The 12,761-nt window shown below is 33.6% G+C and carries 11 protein-coding genes; 8 read left to right on the top strand and 3 right to left on the bottom strand.

Features of this window, described 5'->3' with window-relative positions; translation table 11 throughout:
• Positions 1-19: 19 nt before the first annotated feature.
• Positions 20-2,716, bottom strand: a complete 2,697-nt coding sequence (locus tag QE431_RS14960) for a putative LPS assembly protein LptD (protein ID WP_057117003.1) — start codon at positions 2,714-2,716, stop codon at positions 20-22.
• An 82-nt stretch (positions 2,717-2,798) separates the two neighbouring features.
• On the opposite strand from QE431_RS14960, the gene QE431_RS14955 reads away from it, so the two are divergent.
• From QE431_RS14955 to QE431_RS14925, 7 genes are all read left to right on the top strand, one after another.
• Positions 2,799-3,923, top strand: coding sequence for an N-acetylmuramoyl-L-alanine amidase (locus QE431_RS14955; RefSeq protein ID WP_307297306.1), 1,125 nt, complete (start codon positions 2,799-2,801; stop codon positions 3,921-3,923).
• Positions 3,924-3,973: 50 nt separating this feature from the next.
• Complete coding sequence (locus QE431_RS14950) at positions 3,974-4,939, top strand: MlaD family protein (protein ID WP_057116494.1); 966 nt, start codon at positions 3,974-3,976, stop codon at positions 4,937-4,939.
• Between the two features lie 6 nt (positions 4,940-4,945).
• Positions 4,946-6,286: a (Fe-S)-binding protein gene (locus QE431_RS14945; protein WP_134140132.1), complete on the top strand. Its 1,341-nt coding sequence runs from the start codon at positions 4,946-4,948 to the stop codon at positions 6,284-6,286.
• A 129-nt stretch (positions 6,287-6,415) separates the two neighbouring features.
• Entirely contained in the window at positions 6,416-7,207 is a 792-nt protein-coding gene (locus tag QE431_RS14940) for a (Fe-S)-binding protein (RefSeq protein ID WP_307297300.1), read from the top strand.
• A gap of 123 nt (positions 7,208-7,330) precedes the next feature.
• Positions 7,331-7,813 (top strand): hypothetical protein, encoded by a 483-nt coding sequence (locus QE431_RS14935; RefSeq protein ID WP_057116491.1) that lies wholly within the window; start codon positions 7,331-7,333, stop codon positions 7,811-7,813.
• A gap of 403 nt (positions 7,814-8,216) precedes the next feature.
• A complete protein-coding gene (gene bshA / locus QE431_RS14930) occupies positions 8,217-9,362 on the top strand; it encodes an N-acetyl-alpha-D-glucosaminyl L-malate synthase BshA (RefSeq protein ID WP_057116490.1) in 1,146 nt (381 codons plus the stop codon).
• Between the two features lie 15 nt (positions 9,363-9,377).
• Positions 9,378-9,800: a protease complex subunit PrcB family protein gene (locus QE431_RS14925; protein WP_057116489.1), complete on the top strand. Its 423-nt coding sequence runs from the start codon at positions 9,378-9,380 to the stop codon at positions 9,798-9,800.
• Positions 9,801-10,044: 244 nt separating this feature from the next.
• Here QE431_RS14925 and QE431_RS14920 read toward each other — a convergent pair whose 3' ends face one another.
• A complete protein-coding gene (locus tag QE431_RS14920; RefSeq protein ID WP_057116488.1) occupies positions 10,045-10,542 on the bottom strand; it encodes a hypothetical protein in 498 nt (165 codons plus the stop codon).
• A gap of 138 nt (positions 10,543-10,680) precedes the next feature.
• Positions 10,681-11,502, bottom strand: a complete 822-nt coding sequence (locus QE431_RS14915; RefSeq protein ID WP_057116487.1) for a UDP-2,3-diacylglucosamine diphosphatase — start codon at positions 11,500-11,502, stop codon at positions 10,681-10,683.
• Between the two features lie 188 nt (positions 11,503-11,690).
• Here QE431_RS14915 and aroC point away from each other — a divergent pair, with 188 nt between their 5' ends.
• Positions 11,691-12,749, top strand: a complete 1,059-nt coding sequence (gene aroC, locus QE431_RS14910; protein WP_307297292.1) for a chorismate synthase — start codon at positions 11,691-11,693, stop codon at positions 12,747-12,749.
• Positions 12,750-12,761 lie beyond the last annotated feature (12 nt).

The raw sequence follows: 12,761 nt of genomic DNA, 5'->3' as shown, positions 1-12,761 counted from the left end.
ATTTTGATTCGAAAGTAGTTTATCTATTAGAAACGCTTCGTTTGTTCCATTTAATATCACTAAGCATACCAGATTTAATTCCGATGAAGAAATTCCAGTTAGAGTTTGTTCCAAGAGGCTGCCAGTTAAATGCCATTCTCCAGCTTAATAAATCTCTTTCAAAACGGAATTGCGTAAAAGTAACCCCTTTTTGTACAAAATCGTAACCAGTAGAAACCCCGCCTTTCCATTTTGGCGTTATATCTGTGTTAATCGAAATCATAATAGAGTTTCCTGAAATTTCATTTTGCCTGTTGGTATTTGAATACGTTAATGAGTAGGCTAAAGTCATATCCCATGGAATTTTCGAATTAAAGAATTCCGTAATTACATCCTCTTTTTCCGGTTCATTAGCAAACTGACTGTTTCTGCTGTCATTTAAATCTGTATTCGTACCAAATAAGTCATCACTTCGTCCTCCATTCCGCTGACTCTGAGTATTTTTTTCTTTGCCGGTTCCTTTGTTCGAAAATGAATAATTAACCGTTAAATTGGCACTTGTAAGTCTAAATAAACTTCCGCCATTGTCAATATTGAACTTGTCAATTTTTTGGTTACCGCTGTCCAGTGCATACGGATCAAGTGTTGCACCAAAATTCATATTCATTTTATTGTCAAAAAACTGTGTTCCCCCGCTTACTAAAACAGGCTGCCAGCCGAAAGTAGTTTTTCCGTCAGCATCAAAATTATAACTTGTGCTGAAGTTTAAATTGTTTAGCAGCATTATTTTTTTAGGTTCTGTTTTTGTGCTGTCTCGGTCTCTTACTTTGGCTTCAAAAGTATTACTCAAAGCAAAACCAACTATGTTTGAATTGTCTTTTCCAGGCTGTCCAAAAAGACCGTTTTCAAATCTTGTATATTCAGAAGTAATTCTTCCGGTAGCATCAACCGCATATGTGTCGTAATAACGTTCAAAACTTGGTGTGTAAGCATAAGTAATGCTCGGACGCATTACGTGTCGAATCGATTGAATTCTTTTGTCATCGCCAAAATTGAAAGTTCCGTAAATAGTAGTTCCTAAATTGGTACTGAAATTATAAGTTCTAAAAGAGTCAAAACCATTTACAGTTGTATTAACTGCTTTTCCTTCAGCCGAATCGTAATTTTTGGATACGGTTTTATTAACCCACGTTTCTTGATAAGTCGTTGAAGCTCCCGCACTAAAATATTTAAAAATTTTAAAGTTGGTACTAAGCGGAATGGTATGCTGCATTCCTAACTGAGCATCGTTAAACATCTGCGGCTTAAAAAACAAAGAATCTTTTGTTTTAAAGTAGTTTTTACCGCTTACACTGTATTGTAAGTTAATGTTTTTAATTAAGCCCTTTTTAACGCCGTCTTTTCCAACAAAAGGGTATACACGGTCAATACTTCCCTGTAAGGAAGGAAGAGTCATGATAATGTCTTCTGTTTGCGTATTTTGCTGATGCGTTGCAGATAACGAAATACGAGAACCGGGAATAGTGTTAAAAGTTTTATTGTAAGATATCGAAGAACTTAATGTGTTGTTCAAATTCGATCCAATATTCGCCTGGTTGATAGATTGTTTAAAGTACTTACTGCTACCCATGTTAACCGATGCAGAAAAGGTTGAATTAGGATTCGATTTCGTATCTTTAGAATGAGACCACTGAATGTTATAAATACCTTGTTTGCTGTAGTCAGGATAGCCGCGTTCGCTGCTAATTAAATTCTCAAAACGAACATTTATATTTCCTCGATACTTATATCTTTTGGCATACGATGATTCAAATCGCATGGCATAACTTCCGTTGGTGTAATAATCTCCAAGTACCGTAAGGTCATAATTGTCGCTAAGGGCAAAATAGTAACCCATATTTTGCAAAGAGAAACCTCTTGTGTTAGAGTCATTATAACTTGGAATGATAATACCAGAAACACTTTTTTCTTGGCTCATCGGAAAATAAGCAAAAGGCAGTGCAAGTGGAGTAGGAACATCAGCGATTACCATGTTGGTCAAACCAGTAATTACTTTTTTTCCTGGAATAAATTTTACTTTATTGGTCTGGAAATAATACTCTGGATTGTCAACATCTGTAGAAGTTGTAAAACGGGCGCCTTTTAAGAAGTAAACAGAATCATTTTCTTTTTTAGTAACAGCAGCTTTGATTTTAAATTCGCCTTGTTCAGTTCTCGAATTGTAAATTAAAGCTTTTTTGGTTTTGAAGTTAAAACGAATAGAATCTGGCTGTACTTCGCTGCCCCCTTGTTTGAAATTTGGATATTGAGTCAAAACACCAGCAGAGTCTTTAATTCTTCCAGCGTAAACTTCATCTTTTTCATAATTAAGAACAATTATACCAGATTTTAATTCAACATCTTTATAGTATAATTCAGCTTCATTATACAAAGTAATAAGCTTTTTCTTTTGATCTATCTTAGCGTAATCTTTTGCTTTGTATCTTACTTTTCCATCCAAAAAAGTCTTTTTGGGTTTAACAGTATCAAGCTTTATAGTATCTGTAATTGCAGGAGCTTCTTTATCTGTTTGTTTTACAGCAGGTAAAGGCTTTTTTTTATTTTTTATTTCTTGCGAATATAAATTACCACAACCTATAGTTAGGAAAAATGATATTAAAACGATATTAAATAAGTTTGTATGCAAAGGTTTAAATGCTATTTTTGTAAAATTATGGCTTGTTTTTTGACATGTCAAACTTACATATAATTTTTTGGCAAAAATAATCAATTCTAAAAATTATAACAGCTGCGTTTTATTAAAATTAACTTTTAGATTTATGAATAGAATTAACAAATTTAAGGTAATATTTACTTTATTTCTAACAATACTGTCTTTTTATGCTCATAGTCAGTCAAATGTGTTTAAGGTGACTTTGGATGCCGGACATGGAGATCATGACTTTGGAGCAGTTTATAGTGGGAGAATTGAAAAAAATATTGCTTTAGCTATTGTGTTAAAAGTGGGCAAGATTTTAGAACTTAATCCTAATGTAAATGTAATTTATACTCGTAAAACAGATGTTTTTATAGATTTGGTCGAAAGAGCCAATATTGCCAATAGAGCCAATTCAAATATTTTTGTTTCTATTCACTGTAATGCCAATAAAAATACGGCAGCCGATGGAACCGAAACTTATGTAATGGGTTTGAGTAAAGTTGCCTCTAATCTTGAAGCGGCGAAAAAAGAGAACTCTGTAATTACATTAGAAAAAGATTATAAACGTAAATACGAAGGATATGATCCTAATTCTCCAGAATCAATGATTGGTATGACTTTGATGCAGGAAGAATATTTGGATAATAGTATTTCCTTAGCGAGTAAAATTGAAGAAAACTTTGAAAAATTAGGTAAAAAACTTCGTCATGGCGGTGTAAAACAAGCGCCATTTATGGTACTTCATAAAGCTTATATGCCAAGAGTTTTAGTTGAAACTGGTTTCGTTTCAAATCCGACCGAAGGAAATATTTTAAATTCAGAAGAAGGGCAGGATGATATTGCAAGAGCAATTGCAGAAGCTATCTTAAGCTATAAAAGAGAATATTTTGGTTCTGGAGCACCAGAAGCAGCTGAGAGTCGGCCCATAAGAGATACTACTCCAGCAAAACCAAAAGCAACGGCGCAGGTTGCAGCGGTAAAAAATGCTCCTAAAGGAACACTCTTTAAAGTACAGCTTATTGCCAGTATTAAGAAAACACCTTTAGAACCTAAAAATTTTAAAGGTCTTAAAAATGTAACTATGATCTACGAAAATAATATTTATAAATATTTCTACGAAGAAACTTCAAGTTACGAAACAGCGCAAAAATACTTGCAAGAAGCTAAAAATAAAGGATATGGCGCAGCATTTTTAGTAGCAACTAAAGATGGAGAAAAAATCAGTATTCAGGACGCAATTAAATAATAAGCGTAAGTTCGAATATTTATATTAATTTTGTATAAACACTTAGAATTTTGAAACTAACAAGAGAAATTAAAACGGCTATATTAGTCATCGCATCGATTTTATTATTTATTTGGGGTTATAGTTTTTTAAAAGGCAGAGATCTTTTTACAAATTATAAAGTATTATATGCTGAATATGATAACGTTGAAGATCTATCACCATCAGCTCCAGTAACACTTAACGGACTTGCTGTTGGTAAAGTAAATAAAATTACTATTGATGAAGTAACAGGTAAATTATTAGTTGAGCTTCAGCTTAAAACTGATTTTCCAGTTTCGAAATCAAGCGTAGCTGCAATTTATTCTCCAAGTTTAATTGGAGGTAAACAAATTAAGATTGTTCCAAATTTTGCTGATAAAGAATTAGCAGAAGATGGGCAGAAACTAACTTCTACTGTAGAGCTTGGATTGACGGAATCTTTAGGCGGAAAAATTGAACCAATTCAGCAAAAACTAGATAAAATGCTGGTTAATATCGATGTTCTAGTTACAGGTTTAAACAATACTTTAGATAAAACTACACAAGAAAACCTAAAGAAAACAATTGCTGAGTTAAGCCAGACTATGGAGCAGTTTCATAGAGCTTCTGGAAGCCTTAACAATATTTTGGATACCAATAAAGGCCAAATTAGCAGCGTTGTGACAAACTTGAATAAAATGTCAGGTAACTTTAACAAAATATCAGATTCTTTAAACAAAGCAGATTTAGGAAAAACAGTACGTAATCTTAATCAGGCTTTGGCAAAAGTTGATGGTTTAATGAATAACTTAAATTCTGGTAAAGGCACAGCTGGTAAATTATTGAATGACGACGCTCTTTACAACAATTTGGCTAAAACTTCAAAAGAGCTTGAATTGTTGTTGCAAGATGTACGTCTTTATCCAACTCGTTATGTAAATGTTTCTCTTTTCGGAAAGAAAAATAAACCATACGTAGCACCAGCAGAAGAAACAAACTCAACTGATAAAAAATAATTATAAATGAGTTATTTAGATAATATTTTATTCGCGATACTTCTTATAGTAGGTTTCGGTTTTTTTGCAGCGAGCGTAAAAAAAATCATCCGAAATATTAATTTGGGAGTTGATATAGATCGAAAAGATAATCCTAAAGCTCGTTGGAAAAACATGGCATTGATTGCTCTTGGGCAGTCAAAAATGGTGAGACGCCCTGTAGCAGGAATACTTCATATCTTTGTATATGTTGGTTTCATAATAATTAATATCGAATTATTAGAAATCATTATAGATGGACTTTTTGGGACACATAGAATTTTTGCACCATATTTGGGTGTTGTTTATGATGTTTTAATTGCTTCATTCGAAATATTGGCAATATTGGTAATTTTTGCTGTCACAGTTTTCTGGATCAGAAGAAATTTTATCAGATTGAAACGTTTTATACATTCAGATTTAACTGGATTTCCAAAAAGCGATGCCAATTATATTTTGTATTTTGAGACTGTTTTAATGATTTTGTTTTTATTAATGAATGCTGCCGATTTGCATTTACAAAATGTTCCAGGCGGTTATTCACATTTTCATAAAGCAGGAAGTTATCCAATAAGTCAGTTTATTGCACCAATTTTTAATGGTTCGTCTAATGAATTGGTAGGTCTTTTATTCGAAGTTTTCTGGTGGCTGCATATTGCTGGTATTTTAGTTTTTATGAACTATTTATACTTCTCAAAGCATTTACACATTCTTTTAGCTTTTCCAAATACCTATTTTGCAAACTTGAAACCAGAAGGTCAGTTTGATAATTTAGAATCGGTTACAAAAGAGGTTAAATTAATGATGGATCCAAATGCAGATCCGTTTGCTGCTGCACCGCCTGCTGATGAGAATGCTGCTCCGGCTAAATTTGGAGCAAGTGATGTTCAGGATTTAAACTGGGTTCAGTTGTTAAACGCTTATACTTGTACAGAATGCGGACGTTGTACTTCTTCTTGCCCTGCAAATCAAACAGGTAAAAAATTGTCTCCTCGTAAAATTATGATGGATACAAGAGATCGTTTAACTGAAGTTGGTAAAAATATAGATGCTAACAAAGGTGTTTTTGTTCCAGATAACAAGACACTTTTAAATGATTATATTACTCCAGAAGAATTATGGGCTTGTACATCTTGTAACGCATGTGTGGAAGAATGTCCAGTAAACATAAGCCCATTGTCTATTATTATGGATATGCGTCGTTATTTGGTTATGGAGCAGAGTGCTGCGCCAATGTCGCTGAATGCCATGATGACCAATATAGAAAATAACGGTGCACCTTGGCAGTACAGTCAGCAAGACCGATTAAATTGGAAAAACGAGAATTAGAATGTATTGTTTAAACGGTTAATTGTTTTAACTGTTTATCAATTTTAAAATATTTGAGGTTTTTAGTAGGTTATAGTAAAGAGTACGATTAACCAAATAAACGATTAACCGATTTAACAACAAAATAAGATGTCAGAAAGTTTAGTAGTGCCAACAATGGCAGAGATGCTTGCCGAAGGAAAACAGCCAGAAGTTTTGTTTTGGGTGGGTTGTGCAGGAAGTTTTGATGATAGAGCAAAAAAAATTACTAAAGCGTTTGTACGAATTTTAAATCGTACCAATGTTTCTTTTGCGGTTTTGGGTACAGAAGAAAGCTGTACTGGTGATCCTGCAAAAAGAGCTGGAAACGAATTTTTGTTTCAAATGCAGGCCATGATGAATATTGAGGTTTTGAACGCCTACGAAGCAAAAAAAATTGTTACTGCTTGCCCGCATTGTTTTAATACTTTAAAAAATGAATACCCAGAATTAGGAGGTACTTACGAGGTAATTCATCATACAGAATTCTTAAAATCATTAATTGATGATGGAAGATTAACTGTTGAAGGCGGACAATTTAAAGGAAAAAAAATCACTTTCCATGATCCTTGTTATTTAGGAAGAGCAAATAAAGTTTACGAAGCACCAAGAGATTTAATTCAGAAATTGGATGTTGAATTAGTTGAAATGAAACGTTCAAAATCAAACGGATTATGCTGTGGCGCCGGTGGAGCACAAATGTTTAAAGATGCCGAGCCAGGAAATAAAGAAGTAAACGTTCTTCGTACAGAAGATGCGTTAGAAGTACAGCCTGATATTATTGCAGCAGGATGTCCGTTCTGTAATACGATGTTAACAGACGGAATTAAACATGCACATAAAGAGGGAGAGGTAAAAGTAATGGACGTTGCGGAGTTAATTGCTAATGCGCAGGATTTGTAAAAAAAGGGTCTAAGATTCTAAGGTGCTAAGATGCTAAGTTTTTAACTGAACATGAAACCTTAAACTTGAATCTTGAATCTTGAAACAGATCTAAAATCAACAATCTAAAATCTAAAATTAAAAATGTATATACCTTTTGAAAATTTACCTGGTGAATCTAGAGTTTGGATTTATCAATCGAACAGAAAATTTTCTGAGGAAGAGTTTTCTGAAATCGAAACAGACTTAAAAGCTTTTGTAGAACAATGGGCCGCACACGGAACAAGTCTAGAAGCTTCTTTTTTACTAAAATACAATCGATTTATCATATTGGCTGTTAATCAAGATGTGCAGGCTGCGACGGGTTGTTCTATCGATAGTTCGGTAGAATTTATCCAAAGTTTGGAGAAAAAATATAATGTTGATTTGTTAGATAAAATGAACGTTACTTTTAAACTGGGAGAACATATTGCACATAAACCATTGATCGACTTTAAGAAGATGGTAAAAGATAAATCGGTTTCTGAGAATACGATTGTTTTTAATAATCTGGTTAACAATATCGAAGAGTTCAACGAATCTTGGGAAGTTCCTGCTGCCGACAGCTGGCATAGCAGATTTTTCTAAAAAGAAATTTTATAAGATTTGAAATGGCATGAAACTTTGGTTTTGTGCCTTTTTTTTATTTCATTAGTTTAAATTGTTTCAAGTTTAAGGTTTCAATTTTTGCTAAAACTTACGGATTAACCATTGTCAAGGTTTTGAACTTTGACAAAGATTGTCATACTGCACTTCTTATGAAAACCAAAACGTCTATTCTAGCCCCGATGGAAGTGATATCCTTTTTCTTGCTTCTTTAGCAAGGAAAAGATTTAACGGACAGCGGGACTACAGGTCTTTTTTGCAGATATTGTGGTGCTGCTAAAAATATTTATTAACTAGAATTAATCTAATTTTGTCAAAAATCTAACAATTTAAAAGCTTAATTGAACGCTATTTTTGAGTAATTTCGTAGAATTAAATTTAATCCATGAAAATAGCAATTGTTTGTTATCCTACTTTTGGAGGTAGTGGTGTAGTAGCCACAGAGTTAGGTCTCGAATTAGCCAGAAGAGGACACGAAATACATTTTATCACATACAGTCAGCCGGTAAGACTGGCACTTTTAAATCCGAATGTCCATTATCACGAAGTAAATGTTCCGGAATATCCATTGTTTCATTATCAGCCGTACGAATTAGCCTTGTCAAGTAAATTGGTTGACATGGTGAAGTTATACAAAATTGAACTTCTTCACGTGCATTATGCTATCCCTCACGCGTATGCGGGTTATATGGCAAAACAAATGCTTAAAAATGAAGGAATTAATCTTCCTATGATTACTACGCTTCACGGAACAGATATTACTTTGGTTGGAAATCATCCTTTTTATAAACCTGCAGTAACTTTTAGCATTAATAAATCGGATTATGTGACTTCGGTTTCGCAGAGTTTGAAAGATGATACTTTGAAATTATTTAAGATTAAGAATAAAATTAAAGTAATTCCGAATTTTATTGAGTTGGATAAGGTTAAAAAAGATCCAACTGCGCCATGTCATCGTTATGTTATGGCAAATGAAAACGAGAGAATTATTACGCATATCAGTAACTTTAGAAAGGTAAAACGTATTCCGGATATTATTAAGATATTTTATAGTATCCAAAAAGAAATTCCAGCTAAGTTAATGATGGTGGGTGACGGACCTGAGAAGGAAAAAGCAGAGATTTTATGTCAGGAACTGGGAATTTTAGACAAAGTTATTTTCTTTGGAAACAGCCACGAAATTGATAAAATTTTGTGCATGACAGACTTATTTCTGCTTCCTTCAGAAACAGAAAGCTTTGGTTTGGCTGCTTTGGAAGCAATGGCTTGCGGCGTACCAGTAATCTCTAGTAATTCTGGAGGTTTGCCTGAGGTAAATTTTGATGGTTTTTCTGGATATTTAAGCAACGTTGGAAATGTTGAAGAAATGGCCGAAAATGCTCTTAAAATTTTAAGAGATGATGCGGTATTGAGTCAGTTTAAGGCAAATGCGCTGGAAGTGGCAAGAAAATTTGATATTAAAAACATTCTGCCTAAGTATGAGGCTTTGTACCAAAAAGCTGTTGATGATTATAAATATGAAAAGCATTAATTTTAAAAAAGATAAATGAAAAAAGTAATTTCTGTTTTAGCAATTTTTGTTTTGGTTTCGTGCGGTGTTAAGAAAGTTGAAAATTCAAATGCTTTGTATGAAGTCTTGACAAAGCAGTCTGACGGCGGCGGTAATATTAAGTTTTTTGAGATCTTGACCGAACCAAATGAGATTAAGATGCTTGAAAACGATCCGCTTTTGGCTGATAAAATGAAGGATCCAAATGTTCATGATTATAATTATGTGATTTTGAATATGGGGGAGAAAAACACAAGCGGTTATTCTATAGACGTTGAAAAGGTCGAAGAAACAGATAAGAATATCATTATTACTGTAAAAGAAAACAGCCCGGCGCAAGATGCAATGACAATGCAGGTGATTTCGTATCCTTACACTGTGGTGAAAATTCATTCTAAGAAAGAGATTATTATTAAGTAATTAGTTTTTTAGTTCTTGGTTCATAGTTCTTAGTGATTAGTACTAGAGTTTGGTACTTAAACTTTAGTACTTATTCTTTGATTTTGTTATTTTAAGTTAAGTGTTATCCTGAGTGAAGTCGAAGGTTTAAGATGTAGAAAGGGCTTCTAGTTCGCTTACCCTGACAAAAACTTTAATCAATAAAAAAAAACCTGTCGCTTTAAACGACAGGTTTCTTTTTACAATTATTTTTTAATTTTTTATTTTAGAATCTGAATTTAACACCTAAACCAACGTCAAATCCAAAATTGTCATCATCATAGTATCCTGAACCAATTTCAGGTCTAGCATCTAATGATAATGTAATTGGCACTTCACTAAATCTATATTCGATACCAATATCTCCTGCTGCGAAAACATAAGTTCCGCTGTCATTATATCTGAAATTATTATTGTAATAGTCATAATCCCAAGCAGCAACTCCACCACCGACACCAGCGTACCAGTTAAATCCTCCGTCGATGTTCCAAACCCATTGGTAAAGGGCAACTCCTTTGATAGCATCAACATCTCTGCTGTTTCTCCAGCCTAAATCAAATTCTAGTCTGTTTTTTTGGTTCAATCCTAATTGGTATGATACTTCTCCTCCGAAACCGTTATTGTCACCTAAACGTAACCCTAACGCATGTTTTGAAATTTCTTGTGATTGAGCCGTAAATGCTAATCCTAAAAGCATAAGGGCTGATAAAATGATCTTTTTCATAAAAATGGTTAATTAATTTTTTTCAAATGTATAATTACAGTTAGATACAGAACGTATAATATTTTTGAAAATTGTTATATAATTCACATTTTCGAAATTAAGATTCTTAAAATTGTTAAAAAATAGGTTTTGGTGAGGTTATTTTAATATGATTGAAGATATTAATTGGGAAGTTAAAATATCTTCCATTTCAAAAAGATTTTCTTCTTCAACAAAATTAGCTGCTTTGTAAGAGAACAATTTCCAGCGTTTTTTATGGTATTCAAGAGCTGTTAGGTTTTCCACCCAATCGCCAGAATTAAGGTATAAAGTAGAGCCATGTTTGTTTTCCTTAGTCATAATTTTTGGTTCATGGATATGACCGCAGATTACGTAATCGTAATTTTTTTCGATTGCTAAATCGGTTGCAGTAGTTTCAAAATCAGAAATAAATTTAACTGCTTTTTTTACGCTTGCTTTTATTTTTTTAGAAAAAGAGTAAGGTTCTCGACCGAGCTTTGATAGACACCAATTTACAAATCGGTTTATTAGAATTAAATAATCATAACCTAATCCGCCTAGTTTTGCAATCCATTTTGAATGCTGCACAGAGGCATCAAACACATCTCCGTGAAAAATCCATGCTTTTTTATCGTCTAATTCTAAAACTAATTTGTCGACCAAAGCAAAATTACCCATATTCATATCACTGAATTTTCGAAGTATTTCATCATGATTTCCAGTAATATAATACACTTTTGTTCCTTTAGAAGCCATTCCGATTATACGCTGAATTACTCTTAAATGCGCTTTCGGGAAGTACGATTTACGAAACTGCCAAGCATCAATAATGTCGCCGTTTAATACTAAAGTTTTGGGTTTAATGCTTGAAAGATAGTTGTTTAGTTCTTTTGCATGACTTCCGTAAGTTCCTAAATGGACATCAGAAAGAACGACCAATTCGACATTTCTTTTTTTCAATTTTTCTTGATTTGAAGTTTTACAAATGAAAGAAATTTTGAATGGTTTTATTTTATCAAAAGGTTATGAAAAAGCGGATAATTTTACCAAATTGTGATTTTTAATCGGTTTAATGTTTAGTTAATAATACCAGTTTTAAATTTTTTAATTTAATTCATAAAACTTACATTTGCTCAAAACAAAATACAATGGCAGGAAACAGCTACGGCACCCTATATAAAGTTACAACATTTGGAGAATCTCATGGTGAAGCTTTAGGCGGCATTATTGACGGATGCCCTCCAGGAATACAACTTGATTTTGAAGCAATTGAATTGGATATGGCTCGAAGAAAACCAGGGCAGTCGGCAATTGTTACACAGCGTAAGGAACCAGATGCAGTTCAGTTCTTATCTGGGATTTTCGAAGGAAAAACTACAGGAACCCCAATTGGATTTATTATTCCAAATACCAATCAAAAGTCAGATGATTATTCACATATAAAAGATAATTACAGACCAAGCCACGCTGATTATGTTTACGATCAGAAATATGGTTTTCGTGACTATCGCGGCGGCGGACGAAGTTCGGCTAGAGAAACTGCAAGCAGGGTAGTAGCTGGGGCAATTGCAAAACAAATGCTTCCAGAGATTAAGTTTAATGCTTACGTTTCTTCTGTTGGGCCAATTCATTTAGAAACGCCTTATCAAGAATTAGATTTTTCAAAAATAGAAAGTAATCCTGTTCGTTGTCCAGATCAAAAATCTGCAGCGATAATGGAGGAATATATTCGTGATATTCGTAAACAAGGAGATACCGTTGGAGGTGTTGTAACTTGTGTAATCCAAAATGTTCCAGTTGGTTTAGGAGAACCGGTTTTTGATAAACTTCATGCAGAATTAGGAAAAGCAATGCTTTCTATAAATGCAGTAAAAGGTTTTGAATACGGAAGCGGTTTCCCTGGTTCTGAAATGAAAGGAAGCGAGCACAATGATTTGTACAATCCTGACGGATCTACTAAAACCAATCTTTCTGGCGGAATTCAAGGAGGAATCAGCAACGGAATGGATATTTATTTTAGAGTAGCTTTTAAACCTGTTGCAACTATTATGCAGACTCAGGACTCATTAGATAATAAAGGTAACATTACACCAATGACAGGAAAAGGACGTCATGATCCGTGTGTAGTGCCTCGCGCAGTGCCAATCGTAGAAGCGATGGCGGCAATTGTTTTGGCTGATTTTTATTTAATCAACAAAACATATTAATAAAAGGTAAGA

This window comes from Flavobacterium sp. SORGH_AS_0622 (assembly GCF_030818825.1).
Taxonomy (GTDB): Bacteria; Bacteroidota; Bacteroidia; order Flavobacteriales; family Flavobacteriaceae; genus Flavobacterium.
The sequence above is the reverse complement of the archived record's forward strand: the minus strand, read 5'-3'. Positions and strand labels throughout refer to the sequence as shown.